17 protein-coding genes, 1 tRNA gene and 5 pseudogenes are annotated in these 19,173 nt (G+C 64.0%); 14 read left to right on the top strand and 9 right to left on the bottom strand.

The features are described from left to right. Window positions 1–89: 89 nt before the first annotated feature. From recO to GEV05_05550, 5 genes are all read left to right on the top strand, one after another. Window positions 90–821, top strand: coding sequence for a DNA repair protein RecO (gene recO / locus GEV05_05570; protein MPZ42864.1), 732 nt, complete (start codon window positions 90–92; stop codon window positions 819–821). A 25-nt stretch (window positions 822–846) separates the two neighbouring features. Further along, window positions 847–1,608 (top strand): pyridoxine 5'-phosphate synthase, encoded by a 762-nt coding sequence (locus tag GEV05_05565; protein ID MPZ42863.1) that lies wholly within the window; start codon window positions 847–849, stop codon window positions 1,606–1,608. Next, the gene (locus GEV05_05560; GenBank protein ID MPZ42862.1) at window positions 1,605–1,985 is read left to right on the top strand and encodes a holo-ACP synthase; all 381 of its coding nucleotides are present in this window, start codon (window positions 1,605–1,607) and stop codon (window positions 1,983–1,985) included. Before GEV05_05565 ends, GEV05_05560 begins: the two co-directional genes overlap by 4 nt. Continuing rightward, window positions 1,982–3,004 carry a beta-N-acetylhexosaminidase gene (gene nagZ, locus GEV05_05555; GenBank protein ID MPZ42861.1) on the top strand — a complete coding sequence of 341 codons (1,023 nt, stop codon included), beginning with the start codon at window positions 1,982–1,984 and terminating at the stop codon, window positions 3,002–3,004. Before GEV05_05560 ends, nagZ begins: the two co-directional genes overlap by 4 nt. A gap of 74 nt (window positions 3,005–3,078) precedes the next feature. After that, complete coding sequence (locus GEV05_05550) at window positions 3,079–3,441, top strand: DUF3135 domain-containing protein (GenBank protein MPZ42860.1); 363 nt, start codon at window positions 3,079–3,081, stop codon at window positions 3,439–3,441. A 105-nt stretch (window positions 3,442–3,546) separates the two neighbouring features. Here the strand turns inward: GEV05_05550 and efp are convergent, their stop codons facing one another. Then, on the bottom strand, window positions 3,547–4,113 hold the full coding sequence (gene efp, locus GEV05_05545; GenBank protein MPZ42859.1) for an elongation factor P: 567 nt from the start codon (window positions 4,111–4,113) through the stop codon (window positions 3,547–3,549). A gap of 36 nt (window positions 4,114–4,149) precedes the next feature. On the opposite strand from efp, the gene GEV05_05540 reads away from it, so the two are divergent. The 5 genes from GEV05_05540 to GEV05_05520 all read left to right on the top strand — a co-directional run bounded on the left by GEV05_05540 (window position 4,150) and on the right by GEV05_05520 (window position 9,721). Continuing rightward, complete coding sequence (locus GEV05_05540) at window positions 4,150–4,806, top strand: uracil-DNA glycosylase (GenBank protein MPZ42858.1); 657 nt, start codon at window positions 4,150–4,152, stop codon at window positions 4,804–4,806. A gap of 18 nt (window positions 4,807–4,824) precedes the next feature. Continuing rightward, window positions 4,825–6,630, top strand: a complete 1,806-nt coding sequence (gene uvrC / locus GEV05_05535; protein MPZ42857.1) for an excinuclease ABC subunit UvrC — start codon at window positions 4,825–4,827, stop codon at window positions 6,628–6,630. 93 nt (window positions 6,631–6,723) lie between these two features. Continuing rightward, complete coding sequence (gene pgsA, locus GEV05_05530) at window positions 6,724–7,287, top strand: CDP-diacylglycerol--glycerol-3-phosphate 3-phosphatidyltransferase (protein ID MPZ42856.1); 564 nt, start codon at window positions 6,724–6,726, stop codon at window positions 7,285–7,287. Window positions 7,288–7,472: 185 nt separating this feature from the next. Next, window positions 7,473–7,548: transfer RNA gene (locus GEV05_05525), tRNA-Gly, on the top strand. A 232-nt stretch (window positions 7,549–7,780) separates the two neighbouring features. Continuing rightward, window positions 7,781–9,721: a DUF4102 domain-containing protein gene (locus tag GEV05_05520; GenBank protein MPZ42855.1), complete on the top strand. Its 1,941-nt coding sequence runs from the start codon at window positions 7,781–7,783 to the stop codon at window positions 9,719–9,721. A 535-nt stretch (window positions 9,722–10,256) separates the two neighbouring features. Here GEV05_05520 and GEV05_05515 read toward each other — a convergent pair. The 6 genes and pseudogenes from GEV05_05515 to GEV05_05490 form a co-directional block, all read right to left on the bottom strand. Then, window positions 10,257–11,438: pseudogene (locus GEV05_05515) on the bottom strand (TraC family protein). After that, a complete protein-coding gene (locus GEV05_05510) occupies window positions 11,439–11,873 on the bottom strand; it encodes a TIGR03751 family conjugal transfer lipoprotein (protein ID MPZ42854.1) in 435 nt (144 codons plus the stop codon). Further along, window positions 11,854–13,275: a TIGR03752 family integrating conjugative element protein gene (locus GEV05_05505; GenBank protein ID MPZ42853.1), complete on the bottom strand. Its 1,422-nt coding sequence runs from the start codon at window positions 13,273–13,275 to the stop codon at window positions 11,854–11,856. Before GEV05_05505 ends, GEV05_05510 begins: the two co-directional genes overlap by 20 nt. After that, window positions 13,265–14,164 carry a TIGR03749 family integrating conjugative element protein gene (locus tag GEV05_05500; protein ID MPZ42852.1) on the bottom strand — a complete coding sequence of 300 codons (900 nt, stop codon included), beginning with the start codon at window positions 14,162–14,164 and terminating at the stop codon, window positions 13,265–13,267. Before GEV05_05500 ends, GEV05_05505 begins: the two co-directional genes overlap by 11 nt. A gap of 9 nt (window positions 14,165–14,173) precedes the next feature. Further along, a pseudogene (locus GEV05_05495) lies at window positions 14,174–14,425 on the bottom strand (DUF2895 family protein). 10 nt (window positions 14,426–14,435) lie between these two features. Then, window positions 14,436–14,615: pseudogene (locus GEV05_05490) on the bottom strand (raqprd family integrative conjugative element protein). 261 nt (window positions 14,616–14,876) lie between these two features. On the opposite strand from GEV05_05490, the pseudogene GEV05_05485 reads away from it, so the two are divergent. Then, window positions 14,877–14,984 (top strand): annotated as a pseudogene (locus tag GEV05_05485) (helix-turn-helix domain-containing protein). A gap of 94 nt (window positions 14,985–15,078) precedes the next feature. Here the strand turns inward: GEV05_05485 and GEV05_05480 are convergent. Beyond that, window positions 15,079–15,210: pseudogene (locus GEV05_05480) on the bottom strand (DNA-binding protein). Between GEV05_05480 and GEV05_05475 the strand changes: the two are divergent. Next, the gene (locus tag GEV05_05475; protein ID MPZ42851.1) at window positions 15,161–16,168 is read left to right on the top strand and encodes a LysR family transcriptional regulator; all 1,008 of its coding nucleotides are present in this window, start codon (window positions 15,161–15,163) and stop codon (window positions 16,166–16,168) included. The pseudogene GEV05_05480 and the gene GEV05_05475 overlap by 50 nt on opposite strands. 664 nt (window positions 16,169–16,832) lie before the next feature. Here GEV05_05475 and GEV05_05470 read toward each other — a convergent pair. Continuing rightward, window positions 16,833–17,822, bottom strand: coding sequence for a tripartite tricarboxylate transporter substrate binding protein (locus GEV05_05470; protein ID MPZ42850.1), 990 nt, complete (start codon window positions 17,820–17,822; stop codon window positions 16,833–16,835). Between the two features lie 285 nt (window positions 17,823–18,107). Between GEV05_05470 and GEV05_05465 the strand changes: the two genes are divergently transcribed. Further along, window positions 18,108–18,296, top strand: coding sequence for a DUF4372 domain-containing protein (locus GEV05_05465; GenBank protein MPZ42849.1), 189 nt, complete (start codon window positions 18,108–18,110; stop codon window positions 18,294–18,296). A 40-nt stretch (window positions 18,297–18,336) separates the two neighbouring features. Further along, window positions 18,337–19,080, top strand: a complete 744-nt coding sequence (locus GEV05_05460) for a hypothetical protein (GenBank protein ID MPZ42848.1) — start codon at window positions 18,337–18,339, stop codon at window positions 19,078–19,080. Window positions 19,081–19,173 lie beyond the last annotated feature (93 nt).

The raw sequence follows: 19,173 nt of genomic DNA, 5'->3' as shown, positions 1-19,173 counted from the left end.
GTGGGGATCGACCGCAAAGCAAATGGCGCTGGCCGCCGACAGCTTGGCCTGCGCAATTCAGTGATCGCTCGGAGGCGGCGGCGGTGAGCATGCGCACTGCAACCAGCCGCCTCGACGACGAACAAGCGTTCGTCCTGCATACCTATCCGTTCCAGGATACCAGCGTCATCGTCGAGGCCTTCACCCGCCGCTACGGGCGCATCGGTCTCATCGCCAAGGGCGCCAAGCGGCCGAAATCCACGCTGCGACCTGCGCTGCTTGCGTTCCAGCCGCTGGCGATCGCATGGTCCGGCCGCGGCGAGCTGCGCACGCTCACGCGTGCGGAATCCGTCGGCAGCGCCCACACGCTCGCCGGCGTGGCCATGATGTGCGGGTACTACGCGAACGAGCTCGTGTTGAAGCTGCTGCAGCGCGACGATCCGCACGAGCGGCTGTTCGACGACTACGCCGACGCATTGCGAGGCCTCGCCGCGGGCGAGGCGAGCGAAGCCGTCCTGCGGCGCTTCGAGCTCGCGCTGCTGCGCGAGATCGGCTACGCGGTCGAGCTCCAGTACGATGCCGAGCGCGGCACGCCGCTGGTCGCCGAGGAGCGTTACGCCTATTGGCCCGAGCGCGGCCCGCTCGCGGCGGCCGACGCGGACAATGCGCCGGGCACGGTACAATTGCGCGGCAAGACCTTGCTCGACATGGCGCGCGGCGACTTTTCCGATCCGCTCACGGCGGCCGAAAGCAAACAGCTCATGCGCTGGCTGATCGGGCAGCATCTGGACCAGCGCACGCTCAATACGCGCCAGCTCCTGATCGAGCTGCAGCAGCTTTGATGGCCCATCGTCCATTGGCGGCACCATGACCCGGCTCAGCGTCAATCTCAACAAGGTCGCGCTCCTGCGCAACACCCGCACCCTCGGCATTCCGAGCGTTACGCGCTGCGCGCGCATTTGCCTCGAAGCCGGCGCCCACGGCATCACCGTGCATCCGCGCCCCGACGGTCGCCACATTCGCGCGCAAGACGTGTTCGAGCTGGTCGAGCTGCTGAAGGGGTATGCCGGCATCGAGCTCAACATCGAGGGCAATCCCTTCCACCAATTGCTGCCGCTCGCAAGGCAGGTGCGCCCCGAGCAGTGCACGCTCGTGCCGGACGAGGAGGGCGCGTTCACTTCCGATCACGGCTGGGACGTGGCGAAGGACGGTGCGCGCCTGGCGCCGGTCATCGCGGAGCTGCATGCGCTCGGCATCCGCGTGAGCCTTTTCATGGATCCGCTCGCCGGCGCAATGGCCCAAGCGAAGGCGCTGGGAGCCGATCGGATCGAGCTCTATACCGAAAGCTACGCGCGTGCCTTCGGCGGCGGCGAGCAAGGCGACGAGCTCGCCCACTTCGCCGCCGCAGCGCAAGCGGCACACGGCGCGGGCCTCGGCGTCAATGCCGGCCACGATCTCAATCGCGACAACCTGCCCGCATTCCTCGCCGCCGTACCGGGCGTGCTGGAAGTTTCCATCGGCCATGCGCTCACCGCCGATGCGCTCGAGCTGGGCTTGGATGCTACCGTCAAGGCTTATCTGCAGGCGCTCGAAACCCACGCGGCCGCGAGATCGCGACCCGGCCCATGATCTACGGCATCGGCGTGGATGTGCTCGAACCGCAGCGGGTGGAGCGGTTGCTGCAACTCTACGGCGAGCGGTTCGCACGCCGCGTGCTGACCGAGGACGAGTGGCCGGCCTATCAGCGCAGCCCGCGTCCGGTGCTATTCGTCGCGAATCGGTTCGCCGCCAAGGAGGCTTTCTCGAAAGCCATGGGAACGGGCTTTCGCTACCCGGTCACGCTGGGTCAGATCAACGTGCTGCAGAACCGGCGCGGGAAGCCCGAGCTTTACTATCGGCCCGATCTGCAGCGGCTGGTCGATGCCGAGCAGATCGCCGGCTCGCACGTCACGATCAGCGATGAGCGCAACGTTGTGTGCGCTGTGGTCGTGCTGGAGCGCGCATGAATCCGCGGCCGATGCCGTTCGGCCCGGTGCTGGCCGCGGTGGCAGGCATCGAGCTCTCGACTGCCGATCGAGAGCGGCTGGTCCATCCCCTCGTTGGCGGAGTAACCCTGTTCGCCCGCAACTATGCCGATGCCGCGCAGCTCACGGCACTTTGCGCCGCCATCCATGGCTTGCGCGAGCCGCGGCTGCTGATCTGCGTCGATCACGAAGGCGGTCGGGTGCAGCGTTTCCGCGACGGCTTCACGCGCGTGCCACCGATGCGCAGCATCGGCGCGCTCTGGCAGAGGGGTGCGAGCCGCGCCAGAGCCGCGGCGCATGCCGCTGGCGTAGTGATCGCCTCGGAGCTTGCGGCGTGCGGCGTGGATCTTTCGTTCACGCCGGTGCTCGATCTCGACTACGGGGTGAGCAGCATCATCGGCGATCGCGCCTTGCACCCCACGCCCGAAGTGGTGACCGAGCTGGCCGCATGCCTGCTCGACGGACTGCAGGAAGGTGGTATGGCGGGCGTCGGCAAGCATTTTCCGGGACACGGTTACATCGCCGCCGATTCACACCTCGTGCTTCCGGTCGACGAACGCGACCTGGAAACGATCCGCGCCCGCGATCTCGAACCCTTTCGCGCGCTTAGCTCCCGCCTTGCCGCTGTCATGGCGGCGCACGTGCTTTATCCGCAAGTCGACGCGCAGCCGGCCGGTTTCTCCCAGCGCTGGATCCGGACCATCTTGCGCCGCGATCTCGGCTACGACGGCGCGGTCGTCAGCGACGATCTCGCCATGGCGGGCGCCGCCTGTGCCGGTTCGCTGGAAGAGCGCGCGCAAGCGGCATTCGCGGCCGGCTGCGACCTGGTGCTTGCCTGCACGCCGGACGATGCCGATGTCGTGCTGTCCTGCCTGCGCTACGATATGCCGGCGCAAAGCCGCACGCGGCTGCACGCGATGTTCGGCACCCCGGCTTCGGTTGTCGCAGGCGCTACCCGCGTACGCGACGCACGGACGCTCTTGTCGAGCATTGCCGCGTAAAGCCGACAGGCTCGGATATTGCTCACATGCAGCAACGTCCGTGGCCGAGAGCCCGAACACTGCGGGAATAATGCATGGATTTCGATTTCGACAAGTGGACCAAGCTCGCGCAGGAGAACCCGGCCGAGTTCGAGCGCCAGCGAGAAGCCACGCTGCGCGCGACGATCGCTGCGGCGCCGTCGGAACATCGGCAGCGGCTGGAAGGCTTGCAGTTTCGCCTCGACATGGAGCGCCAGCGCTCGGATTCGCCGCTCGGCTCGTGCGTGCGGCTCAACTCGCTCATGTGGGCCGGCTTCTATCGCCTGCGCAAGCAATTGAATACCGTGACCAGTGGTTTGTCGGAGGAAGACCCTGCGCGCACCAGCGCCGAGGTCATTCCGTTGCAGGCGATGCGGGAACGGCGTCGCAGCGGCGGTCAGCGGGAAGAAGAGCGCTAAGGAGTTCGGTTCGTAAATTTGGCAACGTACGATGTCAGCCGCAGAGCCAGCCAACGCTGGCAAGCGCATACGCTGCCATAGTGATGGGAGACAGAAAGCGGACGCTCAAGCCCGCTCCATGTACTCCCCGGTGTCGGTGTTGACCTTGATCTTCTCGCCTTCGGAGATGAATTGAGGGACCAAGACCGTGAGGCCGGTGTCGGTCTTGGCCGGCTTGAACGATCCGGTCGCGGTCGCACCCTTCAGAGTGGGCTCGGTTTCGACCACCGTCAGCACCACGCTTCCCGGCAGCTGCACGCCGATCGGGCGCTCGTTGTGGAAGTTCACCTGGATGTCGGTGTTGGGCAGCAGATAACCGGATTGGCCTTCGAGGAAGTCCGCGTCCAGGGTGAGCTGCTCGTAGGTCGCCTTGTCCATGAAGATGAAGCTCGTGCCGTCGGCATAGAGATACGTCATCTCGCGCGGTTCGACGAAGGCGCGCTCGACTTTCTCGTCGGTCCGGATGCGCTGGTTGGTCTTGGTGCCGGCCTCGATGTCTTTCATCTCGACCTGCATGAATGCGCCGCCGCGGCCGCCGACATGCACGTGATAGGATTTCAGCACCCGCCAGATCCGCTTTTCCCATTCGATGAGGTTGCCGACGCGGATCTCGGTTGCCAATACTTTCGCCATGATCGGACCCCGTTGCGGAAAAAGGCCGGATTATAGATGAGCGCAGCGCGGCCCAGCTACCGGCGCTTCGACCCGGACTGCCGCGATTGCCCTCGGCTGGCCGCATTTCTGCGCACGGTGCGGCACGAGCACCCCGACTATCACGCCGCTCCGGTCGCGCCCTTCGGCGATCCGCATGCGCGCCTGCTGATCGTCGGCCTCGCTCCCGGCCTGCATGGCGCCAATCGCACCGGGCGCCCGTTCACCGGAGACTACGCGGGGGTCCTGTTGTATCGCACATTGCACCGGTTCGGCTTCGCATCGACCACGTGTTCGACGGCGCGCAACGACGGGCTGGAGCTGCGCGGCTGCCGCATCACCAACGCGGTCAAATGCCTTCCGCCGCAGAACAAGCCGGAAACGTCCGAAGTGCGCGGCTGCAACCGTTACCTCGCCGCGGAGCTGAGCGAGCTGGCTGCGGGCAGTGCGATCCTGGCGCTGGGGACGATTGCGCACCGCGCCGTCCTGCTCGCTTTCGAGTTGCGTGCGGCCGAGTACCCGTTCGCGCACGGCGCCGTGCACCGCCTGCCGAACGGCCGGTTGCTGTTCGATAGCTACCATTGCAGTCGCTATAATACGCAGACCAATCGCCTCAGCGCCGCGATGTTCGAGGCGGTTTTCGCTGCCATCGCGGTCCATCTCGAAGCTTCCTGATTACGCCTCCCCGGCGCCGTGTTCGATCCCGCCGAAACGCTCGCTACGCTCCCGCACCGCCCCGGCGTGTATCGCATGCTCAATGCCGCCGGCGAGGTACTCTACGTCGGCAAGGCGCTCGACCTGCGCAAGCGGGTGTGGTCGTATTTCCGCCCGGGTGCAGTGCATTCGCCGCGCATCGCGGTGATGGTCGCTCAGGTCGGCTCGGTGGAAACGACCGTGACGCGCTCGGAGGCCGAAGCGCTGCTGCTGGAAAACAACCTCATCAAGTCGCTTTCGCCGCGCTACAACATCCTGTACCGTGACGACAAGTCGTATCCGTTCATGATGCTCACCGGCCACGACTTTCCGCGGCTTGCATTCCATCGCGGTGCGCTGGAGCGCCACAATCGCCACTTCGGCCCGTTCCCGAACGCGGGCGCGGTGCGAGACAGCATTCAGCTCCTGCAACGCGTGTTTCGGCTGCGCACCTGCCAGGACGCGGTGTTCAACAACCGCTCGCGCCCCTGCCTTTTGCATCAGATCCATCGCTGCACCGCGCCCTGCGTCGGGCTCATCGACAAGGCGGCGTACGCGCGCGACGTGGCCGACGCCGTACTGTTCCTCGAAGGCAAGGAAGACGAGGTCCTGCGCAATCTCACCGAGCGCATGGAGCGCTGCGCCGAGCGGACCGAGTACGAGCAGGCGGCGCTCTTGCGCGATCAGATCCAGACCTTGCGCAGGGTGCGCGAGAAGCAGTTCGTGGACCGGGGCGAGGGCGAGGGGGTGGATACCGACGTCATCGCCTGCGTGAGCGCTTGCGGGATGCTGGTCGTCAATCTCGTGATGATCCGCGGCGGCCGCCACATCGGCGACAAGAGCTTCTTCCCGCAGAACGCCGACCCCGAAGACCTGGTCGGTGCGCTGGAAGCTTTCCTCACCCAGCATTACCTGGAGCGGGTGGTTCCGGCAAGAATCGTCGTGAATCAGGCGCTCGACGCGACGCCGCTGGCCGAGCTGCTGTCGTCCCAGGCTCACCGGCGCGTGGAGATCACCCACAGCGTGCGCAGCGAGCGGCGCGTTTGGGTCGAGATGGCCGAGCAGAATGCGCGCCTCGCCGCCGAGCAGAAGCTCGCTCTGCAGGCCACGCAGGAGGTGCGCTTGCGTGCGCTGCAATCGGCGCTCGAAGTCGAGCACATCGCGCGCGTCGAGTGTTTCGACATCAGCCACACGATGGGCGAAGCCACGGTCGCTTCCTGCGTGGTGTATGAGGCGGGGCAGATGCGCAACAGCGAATACCGGCGCTTCAACATTGCCACCGCCAATGCGGGGGACGACTACGCGGCTATGCGCGAGGTGTTGCAGCGGCGCTACCGGCGCCTGGTCGCGGGCGAGGCACGCCTGCCCGACCTGGTGTTGATCGACGGGGGAAAGGGTCAGCTCGGCGTGGCTTGTGAGGTATTCTCCGAGCTGGGTCTGAGCGAGGTGCAGCTCATGGGTGTAGCGAAAGGGGAAGAACGCAAGCCGGGGCTGGAGACGCTCTGGCTTCCGGGTCGGGAACATCCGCTGGAGCTCGCGCCCAATCATCCGGGCCTGCATCTCATCCAGCAGATCCGCGACGAAGCGCATCGCTTTGCGATCCAGGGCCACCGCGCGCGCCGCGGCAAGGCCCGCACCGGCTCGGTGCTGGACGCGGTCGAGGGCATCGGCGCCAAGCGCCGCCAGCGCCTGCTCACGCGCTTCGGCGGCCTCAAGGGCCTGCTCGCGGCCAGCGTCGACGACCTGGCGCAGGTCGAGGGCGTGAGCCGCACGCTCGCCCAGCGCATCTACCAGCAGCTGCATTAGCGAGTTTGCGACAAATGGCTCGCAGTTCGCTCCCTCGCTTGCAGCGCGCGCACCGCGGAAAGCGGCCTGGCGGGCACTTTCCGGATTCATGAGATGCCGCTCAACGTACCGAACGTGCTGACGTGGGCGCGGATCATCATGATCCCGCTGTTCGTGGGCATCCTGTATTTCCCCGAGTCGTGGATGACGCCGTTTGCGCGCAACGTCACGGCGACGGCGCTGTTCATCGTGGCGGCTCTGACCGATTGGCTCGACGGTTACCTTGCCCGGACACTCGATCAGATGTCGGCCTTCGGCGCATTCCTCGATCCGGTCGCCGACAAGCTCATGGTCGCGGCGGCGCTGGTGGTCCTGGTGGATCTCGATCGCACTCAGGCGGTTTACGCCTTCATCATCATCGGTCGCGAGATCACCATCTCGGCCCTGCGCGAATGGATGGCGAAGATCGGCCGCAGTCGCAGCGTGGCTGTATCGTTCCTCGGCAAGGTGAAGACGGTAGCGCAGATGGTGGCAATTCCCATGCTGCTGTACGAACACCCCATCGGCCCGCTGGACATGATGTTCATCGGCAACATGCTGATGATGATCGCCGCGGTGCTGACCGTGGTGTCGATGATGTACTACCTGAAGCTCGCGATGCCGCATTTGAGCGAGTGAGGAACGCCTCGCCACCCCGGCGCCGCGGGCCACCCTGCCTTATAGAAGATGCGGCGAAATCTGACATTCCCCTCCTGGCAAGGAGGGGCGGGACGCGACAATGTCGCGGACGGGGTGGTTCCTCGAGCAAATGTCGCTTGCCTTGACCGTCCCGGGGCCGGGTTCCTATAATCCTCTCCCAGCGGGCGGGAATAGCTCAGTTGGTAGAGCGCAACCTTGCCAAGGTTGAGGTCGCGAGTTCGAGTCTCGTTTCCCGCTCCAAGTTTTGATCTGCAGAGTTCCATGGAAGTCTGCAAGTCATTGAGAAGAGAGGGCTTAGACCTCTCTTCTCATCCAGTGAGTTCCACTGGAAACCACCGCCAGCCACGATTTTTTAGTACATTTTTTAGTACATCGAAATCGGGGCATACGGCGGATCGGTTTCCTACTGGAGCCGCTCACCTGGAAAACGTACATCTCCTCTCATCAACGACGAGACGAGGGACGATGTACGATGCCTCTCACCGATACCGTCGTCCGACAGGCCAAGCCTGGCCGTCGCGACTTGACGCTTAAGGACACGGATGGCTTGGCGCTCTTTGTGAGCGTCACCGGTGCCAAGAGCTGGCATTTCCGCTTTTCTTGGTCCGACAAGCAGCCGCGCATCTCGCTCGGCACATACCCCGAAATCAGCCTCAAAGACGCGCGCGAATTACGTGACCAGGCGCGTGCGCTCGTCGCCAAAGGGATCGATCCGCGCGTGCATCGCCGGCAGGAGCGCAAAGCCGCCCTGGTCGTCGGCGAGAACACTTTCGAGGCCGTCTTCGAGCGCTGGCGGGGCTTCAAGGCGCTGAGCCTGCGCACTGGCCGCCAGAGTACGCTGTCGCAGATCGACCGGATCTTCAAGAAGGATGTGCTGCCCTGGCTTGGGCAGCGCTCGGTGTTCGAGATCGCCCGCACCGACCTAGTGGAGGTGCTGCGCAAGATCGAGCGGCGCCATGCGTACACCACGGCCGAGAAGTGTCGGACCTGGTTCAACCAGATGTTCCGCTATGCTCTCGTCGAGTTTGGCCTGGACACCAACCCCGCGGCCGATCTCGACATCGTCGCCATGCCCCAGCCGCCCGTCCGGCACAACCCGTTCCTGAGAATGAACGACCTGCCGGCGTTCCTAAAGAAGTTGGGGTGCTACGACGGAGACGTCAACACTCAATTGGGCCTGCGGTTGTTGCTCCTCACTGGCGTGCGCACCGGCGAGCTGCGTTCGGCGGTTCCCGAGCAATTCGACCTGGATCAAGAGCTGTGGATCATCCCGCCCGTCGTGGTCAAGCAGTTGCAATTGAAACTGCGCAAGGAAAGTGCGGACATCCCGCCGTACATCGTGCCCCTGTCAAGTCAGGCGATCGCGATCGTTCGGTATCTGCTGGCCGCCATGACCCCAGCGCAGCGCTACCTGCTCCCACATCGCAGCGAACCGAAGGAGCGCATCAGCGAGAACACGCTCAACGCAGCCCTCAAGCGAATGGGTTATCAGGGTCAACTGACGGGTCATGGCATCCGCGCGACCATCTCGACGGCGCTGAACGAACTTGGCTATCGCCAGGAATGGGTGGAGGCTCAACTTTCGCATGCCGATCCGAATCAGATCAGAGCAGCATACAACCATGCCGAATACGTAGAACAGCGCCGCCAGATGATGCAGGAGTGGGCCGATCGCCTCGATCAGTGCGAACTGACGGGTATGCAAGGCGCAGGCGAGGTCAAGATACCGCTCGCGAACGGCTGCGGCGCACGAGCGCCGGAGCCACCCGTTGTCGGCTCGATCGGCGCGGCGCCGATGGCGGTTCCGGCCGCCACCGCCGAAGCGCACATCGAACCGGATGTCGTCGTGCCCTTGATGACCATCTTGGCACGGCGGGATCAGCGCCCACAGCCCATCCTGACCGGAATCCAGTGTGAGCGCGCCGTGATGGTGGCGACCTTCGAGGCCCCGCAAAACCTGCCGTTGCCAGTATTCGCCAAGCTCGCTGGAAAGTCTCGCGACCAGATCAACCGGGACATCAAGCACCGCCGTTTACTCTCGCTGACCTTGGGCAATCGGGGGCATCGCATCCCCGACTGGCAGCTCGATCCCGTTCGGCATGCATTCACGTGCGCCGTACTGGAGCGCGTGCCGGAACGGGATGCTTGGGCGATCTACGGCGCGATGTCTGAACCGCTTGACGGCTTGTCGGGACGCACTCCCATCGACGCCGTGAGCGCCGGCAACGTCGACGAGGTGATGGATGCCGTGTGCCGTGCACTCAGCGCGGGCTTGGCGCCAGGCGATTCCGGAGCGGTCCGTGCCGGGCCGGAACCGAGCCGTCTGCAGCCGCCTCGACGTGACGAGTTGCGGGGGCTGACGCCTTCCCATCGGCCAGCTTCAGATACGGATTGTTTGCCGGTCGTTCGCTGAACCAGGTGCTGGGATCCGCGATCAGGTAGCCGTGCAATCGGCGCGACTTGCGCGGGCCGGTGACCTCGCAGGTCCAGATGTTCAGGCCGTTGTCCTGCTTCCGATGAACACGCAGCTTCTCGAAGCGCTTCTGCACCCACTGCCAGTCGGCCACCTTGTCCTGCTTGGCGAGGTAGGCCGTCTGCGGATACTCCTGGGCGTATCGTTGGAACACGCCGGGGCTGACCAGGTAGACGGTATCGGCCACGGTATGCACCAACGCCTTGGCGTCGTTGATGATGAGCCTGCGACTCTGGATGCCGCGCTTGAGCCAGGCCATGAAGTGCTCGCCGGAGATCGGGTCTTCGGCAGCCGTGGTGTTAGTCGCGGCGGCAGCTAGCGCGACTGCATCGTCAGCGGTTTCCCCGCTCGTCGCCGGCGCTAAACGCGGTGCCGCTTCAACGGCAGGCGGCATTTGCCCATTAGCCGTACCGAGCAGCCCAAGCACGGGATCTAGACCGTCCATCGTTGATGGGGTGTGCGGTGTCGCGTGTGGTGCCAGCGTTTCGCCGACCGCTTTCCTGCTCAGGTAGTTCAGGTGCGCTTCGAGCACGTCCTGCGGCGTCGCGACCAGGGTCAGACACATCACCGTGTCCTCGGGCATCTGATCGAACAGGGCATTGAATGCATCGCCGCCCTTGCGCGTCTCGCCGGTGATGTGGCCGCTCGTCGGCGGCGTGCGCAGCCGGTCGAGCACCATGACCCGGTGCGGCATGCCGTCGAAGACCCACACGCCGTTCGTTACGTCGGAACACGGTTGTTCGAAGAAAAGCCGCTGCGAGAAATCCGTGCCGCTCGCAAGCTCGATTTCGCCTTCGTCGGTTCCTTCTGGGTAAGCGGCCAACCGGTAGAAACGCTCACGGTCCACGTCGGCCGAGCCGATCAAGGTCGGATTCGGGTTGAACCAGGGCAACAGCCAAGCGTGGATGTCCGCCGCGCTCAAGCGCCGTGCCTTGACGCCAGCATTGGCGAGGCCACCCGCCAGCCGGTCGCACACCATCATCAGGGCTTGCTCGGGAGATTGGCCGCGACGAAGTGAAGCGCCGGGCGTGCGACGATAGACGACCATGCGCACGCGCCTCGTCTGTCCGCGCCAGGGCAGGCGGGTCACGGTGCTGTCCTCGAACAAGCCGCCCGACTTCGCGATGGCCCGCAGGTGATGGGCAAGAAAGCGCAGATAGAAGTCGCTGAACGCGCTGCCCTTGGCACGCGGCTGAACATAGTCTCGCAAGGCGCTCACATAGCTCGCCCAATCGGCTTCATCCTGCGCGTAGAGCTGCACCACCCAAGGCTGCTCGTCGAGTTCGTCGAAGCTATCCTGCAGCGCGTTCTCCAGCGCATCGCGGGTCTGCTGCAACCAATGCGTCTCGCGACCTTCGGTGCCGACCGGCGTGAGTTCGAAGAACGCCGCAACCGATTCGCCGTCCTCCAGCAGCAGGCTCTTGGAGTCGGGGAGGTATTCCACCCAAGGCAGCAGATCTACGAAGGACGGCAAAACGTCGTAGAGCGCCTGCTCATCCGCCAGCGTGGCCGGCCTGCGCTTCGGATCGCGCGTGCTACCGGGCTCGGGAAGGCCATGTGCCTTTAGTTCGGCCACGTGGCGTTCCCACACGTCGGCGGGCCGCGCCTCGGATGGCACTTCTTGGCGCGACCAAGGCAGCGACAGTGACCAGTCCATTCAGTAGTCCTCCACCCGTTCTCCCGGAAGCGCGTACTGGACGCGCTGGTAGAGCGGAAACACCGTGCTGTAGCCGGGCACGGGCACCGGGTCGGTGCCCGCCAGGTGCGGAAACACGTACATCACCAGGTCCGGGTTGGGCAGGCGATGGAACTGGCGGTAAATCTCGTTCTGGGCCGTGCGGGTGTAGCCGGTTTGCACGGCGCTCGCGCCTTGCACTTCCGCATCGGTGAGCGGCCGGCGCAACGTCTGCCGAGCGTCCAGCAGCTCGCGTGAAGCGCGGCCGCCACCCGCGGCTCCTTTCGTCTCCTGGTTCCAGATGTCGAGCATGGTCTGACCGCCGTGGGTGAGCAGCTTCTCTTTGTCGGTTGCACAGCCGGCCAGCGCCACGATCACGAGTACGACGGCCAGCCGTTCAATCCAAGTCCGAGACATGGGAACCTCCGAGACGGTGATCGACCCTGCGGCCCTTGGCGTCGTAGTCGATGGCAAGCGGCTGCTCGATGTGCACGGCAACCTTGGCCCCCGGTTCGACATAGATCGCGGCAAATGCCTGGCCATAGAGCTTATTGACCCATTGCGACATTTCCTGCACGCCGCCGGCCAGGATGCGACCCATGGCCTCGTTGCCGGTGATGCCGACCGTGCCGAGCGAGCCGTCGGCTCCGATGTAGGACATCCGGCCGCTATCCGAATCGATCAGGGATGCCACGCCCGCGCCGGCAGCCGTGATCAATGCCTGGCTGCCCAGGTACTGCCGGGCGTTGCTGCGCCGCTCGCCGCTGATGCAGGGGATGCCGTAGGGATCGCTGATCCAGCCGAGGCCGCCTTGAATACTGTTGTCGTTCCGGCTGTTCCCACTGCTGCTGCGGCCGGATTCTTCCGGCAGCGTGCGGATGGTTCCATCCTGAAATACGAAGGTGATCGACCGGATCTGCCCGCGCACGCAGGAGAGCGTCCAGTCGCCCGAGGCCGTTCCGCTGACCACGGCACCGGCCACGTCCGGAAGATCGATGCCGTTGGCCGTGAGGTTGTCCGGTCCGATGATCACCTTGAACTGATAGGGATCATTGACCGTTCCGTCGATCGGCACGCGACCGATGAGCGCCGTCATCGCGATCGATCCCATCAAGGTCGCGTTCGACGGCACTGTGTAGACCGCTTTGAGTGGCGATGCGCCCACGGCCCCGCCGGTGGCTCGGCCCAGAGTCTCCGCGGCCGTGTCGACCGTTCCTTTCGCTGTACCAAGATCGTTCGGAAAGCTGAAACCGCTGCGGCTGCCGCTCTTGCCTTCGACGGGTTTAGCATCGTCGGGCTCGATCCAGCGCGTGCCGTCGCGGCCGAACTGCTGTCCATCGCCTTCCTTCAGTCCTAGGCCGATCGGCAGATCGGCGTGGCCCGCCTTGCCCGGATTGTCGAGCTGACGCCGGAGATCCTGCAGCAGACCCTGAGTCTGCTGCCGCTCATTGGTGACGTGTTCGCGGTCCTGGCGCAGCTGGGCGCGCTCGGTGTCCAGGGCGCTCTGGATACGCTGGTCGATCGACCGCTCGCGCTGGCGCAGGCGTTCGTTCTCGGCTCGCTGGCTGCGATTGTCGGACAGGGCCGTCTGCAACTCGTTGCGCAACTGCTTGACCTGAGCGACGAGGGTGGCGACGGTATCGCGGGGCGTATCGCCCTCGATGCCGAGCGCCTTCATTTCATCGGCCGTCAGCCGGCTGGCGGCATCGCGCGGCGCCGTCGGTGCGGTGGGCTCGCCAGAAAAGAGCTTGACGCCGACGAACACCAGGAGCAGCGCCATCGGCAGCATCAGCCACTTGAGGAGACCGTTACTTCGCATCGCCGGCTCCTCCCGCGTCGCCGCCGGCGGCGGATGCAGGCAGGTCGACCGAAGCATCGATCGGGCTGATCGTTGGCAGCAGTGACCGAGCCAATCCGTGGCCGCGCGTTACCAGGTACACCACGGTGGTGTCGTGCGAATCGCCTACCGGACCCAGGTCGGGGTGCTGAAACGTCGCGGCGACAAAATCACCCTGCAAGGCACGCGGGTCCAGGCCGACCCACCTTGCCGACGTATTGGTCAGTTGGACCGCCGTCACCCACTGGTCCTCCAGCCGCCACGCGGCTACCGTGTTGGCGCGAACCGGCAGGGCCGGCAGCAGTGTGTCCAGCACCGTGTCGCGCGGCAGTTTCACGCGCGAAATGCCGTTCACCGGCTCAACGGTGCGCAGCGGCGCGTATAGGCTCTGCGCAGCATGGCGTGTCAGCACCACGGGAACCGGCGTTTCCCTCGCGGACCGCGGCAACGTTGCTGTTGCAGGCGGTGCTTCGGTAACTCGCTCGCCGGTGTCGCCATAGCGCTTCGCCGGCAATTCACCCCCGACGATGCGAACGGGTTCCAGTGGCGCCTCGCCGGGCTGCGCCGACACGTCGAGCAGGACCAATGCGCCGGTGTCCGCGTCCTGCAGCTGCAGGCGAGTCGGTTCGATGGGTTCGCTCGCGCGTAGGTAGACGGCGCCACCCGCGCTCTGCACGCGAAGGCGCTCGCCCAGCGAAGCCGGTACGCCGACCCGGACACTCCGGTCGATGAAGACCACGCGCTCGTGGCCTACGACGAGGGGGATAGCCAGGGGCAGCCGCTCCCAGCGCAGGATTTCCAGCGCGTGGCTGGCCGGCAGCGGACTAAGAGTCGAGGCGACACTGGCCAGAACGAGAATCAGACGTTTCATCGCAGATTTCTACCGGTTGCTCGAACGGGTGGCGGACGCCGACGGGGCCTCGACGGTGATGCGTTGCGGCGTGCTGCTGTAGCAGTCCAGGGCGAGACCGAAGGGATTGCGTTCGGGGTCGATGTCCAGGCGTACCACCTTCAGCGGATAGCGCACCAAGGCGCGCTTGACCTGCTCGGACCCGTGGTACTCGTCGGCCGTCACGTCCAGCGTGACGATCCAGTCGCGATCGGAGACCACCCGCACGCGCGCCGTCGGGTTGCCTCGGCAGGCTCGCGCTGCGTTCGGTCAAGCGATCGAGCATGTCGAGCTGGCGCACGAGGGCCGCGAGCTGCGTGTGCTCGGAAGCGGCATCGGCGGCGAGAGCGGGCGCTGGGCCGACCAACAAGCAGGCCAATAGCAAGCCCGGTACTCGGCATCGCTCGGCGGTCGTCGTGTAAATCGAAATCATCACGCCAGTCCGGGGTATGGATGGCGGGATGCTGCGACACCAGCTGGGCTAGACGCCGCAAAAAATAGGAACGAACCAACTACCGTATTGCTGGAAGTATGCGTGTGGGCTGAGCAGCTCTGTCCTACGAAGAAAGTCTTGGACGCCGTTAACCACCTTCGAGAGGCCAAGTCTCCGGCCGAGGTTGTGAGTCTACGACTTACATCATGTAACTTGAAAATTATGGACTACAATAGACAGATTTACCGACAGGTCGTAACCATGCCAACGAGAACTGCCGACGGCGAGATCCTCACCCTCAAGCAGGTGGCGGACTACCTCAAGGTCACAGAGCGGACGATCTACCGGCTAGCAGCGGCCAAGAAAATCTGAGTCGCGCCAGTGTGCTGATCGTTGGACAGCTCGATGGCTGTGCCCTTGAGGCGCTTGCCCCGGAATTCTTCTCGTAGAGTAAGTCCCAGCATTACTCGCGTTCCCCCTCGTTGGATTGGCCTTGCGCAGCGCTGTCGCGCCCTTCCATCGATTGCTGCTTGATCCAGCTATCTATGTCGGTGCGCGAGAAGCGCCAGGTTCCGCCGACCTTGAAGGCGGGGATTGCGGCCAAGCAGTTTTTGGAGATCACCTATCCCACGCACGACCTGCTGAAAGGCATCGAGGCCGTTGGCCCCGACCAGGGCCGCCCCGTGGTCGTGATCGGCGAACGCGGCCTTGGTAAGTCGCACTTGATGGCCGTGCTCTACCATGCGGTGACAGACCCGGCATCGACCAGCGCGTGGCTCAATGCGTGGGCCATCACGCTGGCCGAGCCCGGCATCGGTACCCGAAGCACTCGGCTGACTTTCGCCGGTCAGGTGCTACTGAACGATGTGCGCCGGCTATTCACCTTTCTCGATCAGGCGCGCGACAACGTGCGTGCAGCAGCGTCGGGTCATCGGGGAATACTGCGCATAGCAGTTTCGGATGGTGTCGTGCCGCAGCGCTTCAGCTCGCTACTTGCGCGGTGCCGGGAACAAGAGCCGGACATCGAGATCCGCCTGTTCGAGGTGCCGCTTTCACAACAGGTAAGAGGGCTTCGAGACGGCTTTTACGACATAGGTTTCGCGAGACTTGGTGAAGTCGGGGAGGGTATCGAGGTAACACCGATTTGGACGGATCTGCTCGTAGCCGTCGTTCCATCGCGGCACCCGTTGCTTGCGCATAAGCGGGTTGCGCTTCGAGACGTTGTGAACTATCCGCTCATACTGGCCCATCCTCAAGCGAGCGAAGGATGGTATCGTCAGATCGAACGAATATTGCGTACGGTCGACGTGCCACCCGTCATAGCCGAGTATGTCGGTTCGCACGATCTCTTGTTCGCACTCATTGCGGCGGGCTATGGAGTCGGCTTTGCCTGCGAATCGCAACTCGTCCATATCGACCATGCTGACGTCCTGGCTCGCCCTCTCGAAGGCGAGAGTGCGATAGTGACAACTTACCTTTTGAGACCTGATTCGAATCCTTCTCCTCATGTAAAGAGGTTCATAGACCGAATCAGCGCCAACCGAGCTCCGTAGCTCTCTGCCATTGTCCGATTTCACAGCCGAAGGCGTCACGGCGGGCTACTTCGGCTTGAACCTGGAGCAGTCGACCAGCCGCAGCCATGAACATACGCAGCAAGTGTCCGGTCAGGTCATCTAGTTGTCCGAGCGGGCAAAAAACAAGGGCATGGTGGTCGACGACATCGACCTTCACGAGCATGTGGAGTGGCGGCGTGTCGTCGATGTATCCGGATCGGACTCCCGACCCCGGACCGACCAACAAGTCCTGAACGGGCACCCTATGCAATGAAGCATTGTTCTGAATGGGGGCGGTCAGCCGGCAGGTATATCAGCAACAGAGACTGCCGCGTGCGGGCCGGCAGGGGTCAGTCGCGAATGCTCTGCAGGAACCCTTCGGTTGGGATCTCCCGGCCGAGGCCCTGCTGTTTCGCCAGCTCGTAGGCGCGGCCCGCAACTACGTTGTGCTCGACGCGGCGCATGCCGCCCCGGTCGGAGTGGGTGATCTGCTCCTGGGCGGTACGGCCCTTGGCCGTACCGCCCAGCAGATCCCGAAGGCCGATCTCCCGGTCGCGGGGGATGACGCCGACGCCCGTGGTACTCTCTTCCTAACTGCATCATTCACGATGTTGCGGATCAGTGGATTGTGAGACGATGGTTGTCGCGAGCACTCAGCCGCAGCTCAATTGACCTTGATGCCGAGCGCGCGGATGATCGGCACCCATTTTTTTCGCTCGGCCGCCACATAGGCCGCCAGCTGCTGCGGTGTGCCGCCGGCCAGCTCCATGCCCAGAGATGCCATCTGTTTTCTGTATGCCGGGTCCGCGAGAACCGCATTGATGCTGCGGTTGAGCGTTGCGATCACCGAGGCGGGTGTGCCTGCCCGCACGTAAATTCCGTAGGAGATCGCCGCGCGGTAATTCGGCACGCCGCTCTCTTCGAATGTCGGCACGTTCGGCAGCATCGCCAGCCGTTTCGGGCTTGCGATTGCAAGCGCCTTCAGGCGGCCGCCTTTGACCTGACCCTCGGCCAGCGCGGCGTTCTGCATAATCATCTGGATCTCGTTGCCCATGATCGCTGCCACAACCGGGCCGGCGCCCTTGAATGGCACATGCACCATCTTGATGCCGGCTACAGAATTGAGCAGCTCGCCCGCAAGGTGCATGGAGGTCCCCACGCCGCCGGAGCCGAAGTGCACAGGGCGCTGCTTCGCCAAGGCGATGAACGAAGCGACATCGTTCGCGGGCAGCTCTGCGTTCACCAGCAGCACGAGCGGGACCTCGCCTATCAGGACCACCGGCGCGAGATCCCTGTCCGGATCGACCTGAAGATTCGAATACAGCGTCGGGTTGTTGACGATGATCGCGAGCGACGCAAACAGCATGGTATAACCGGTCGGCTCGCTGGAAGCCGTTGCAGCAAGCGCAAGATTCCCGCCCGCCCCTCCCATGTTGTGCACGACCAGCGGCTGCTTCCAGCGGTCGCTGAGCTGATCTGACAGGCGTCTTGCGTTCAGGTCGGAGCCACCGCCGGGAGCGAATGGCACGATCATCCGCACCGGCTTTGTCGGGAATTCCTGCGCCCACACGCTCGCGGCGCCGGTGATGAGGGCAGCCGCCAGCCCAGCTGCGACAAACGACAGTGTGCGACTGCATTTCAACCTGCATGTCATTCCTTTTCCTCCTCCGGTATTTGAGATGCGCGGAAGTGATTTTGGCGGCGCGTTCTTCGGGTATTTTGGCAGGCACTCCAGGAAGCCGCACTCAATACTGCGCCCGGCGCATACCCGACTTCTTAAAGGCGCAGAAAATATTGCGCAACACTACTGTCCGGTTAACGCGTGATGCGATGTCTGTAAGGTACTGATCGGCTGAAGCAATGATGCCATTTTGGCGTGTCTCCGATTTGAACGTGAAATTGCGCGAACCTGCAGCCTTCCGAGGCACGGGGGAGGCACATGCACGTCGGCAAGTTGGTGTTCGCGCAGTTGTTGGATCATCTTCCATGGAAGAGCTTCGGGCGCATCGTCGAGCGTTACGGCGGCGATCATCGAATCCGCGATTTCAGTTGTTCCAACCAGTTTCGCTGCATGGCCTTCGCGCAGCTGACCTACCGGGAGAGCTTGCGCGACATCGTGACCTCGTAGTATCCAGCAATTCGAACGTCGCCCGCGGTAGACTTTCGGCATGGGTTCCGCTCCGTCACTGCTGACGTTTCTCCTGATGGCTGTCTCGGGCTGGGTTTACCGCCATCAGTTGCTCGTCATCGAGTTCCTGCAGGCCGAGAATCGGATGCTGAAGGAGCGGCTCCGTGGCAAGCGCATCAGATTCTCTGATGAGGAGCGAGCGCTGCTCGCGCGGAAGGCGAAGGCGGTTGGGCGCAAAGCCCTACTGGAATTGGACACGATCGTATCTCCCGACACCTTACTGCGTTGGCACCGCCGCCTGGTGGCGGAGAAGTGGAACTTCAGCAAGCGGCGAAGCCCCGGGCGGCCTGGAATCATGCGCGAAATCTCACAGCTGATCGTCCGGATGGCGCAGGAGAATCCCAGCTGGGGCTACACCCGGATTCAGGGTGCGCTGGCGAATGTCAATCACCAAGTGGGTCGGGGGACGGTCGCCAATGTACTGAAGGCGAATGGAATCGAACCGGCGCCGGAGCGGGGAAAGCAGACCCGGTGGTCGACGTTCCTGAAGGCGCACTGGAAGATGCTGGCGGCGAGCGACTTCTTCAGCGTTGAGGTATGGACACCGCGCGGGTTGATGACCTATTACGTGCTGTTCGTGATCAGCATTGCAGATCGGGTGGTGCATGTTGCCGGCATCACCAGGCGACCAGATGAAGCATGGATGCTTCAGATTGGGCGCAACGTGGTCGACGAGCAGGATGGCGTGCTCGCCGGCAAGAAGTACTTACTCAGTAGTCGATAAATAAGTCGACAAAGGTACAACTTTTGGCGATGTCGATGGTCACACTGTGCATGAAACGAGATGGACGGACATTAGACCATCGGACGCTGGAAG

The organism is Betaproteobacteria bacterium, assembly GCA_009377585.1.
In the GTDB taxonomy this organism is placed as follows: Bacteria; Pseudomonadota; Gammaproteobacteria; order Burkholderiales; family WYBJ01; genus WYBJ01.
The sequence above is the reverse complement of the archived record's forward strand: the minus strand, read 5'-3'. Positions and strand labels throughout refer to the sequence as shown.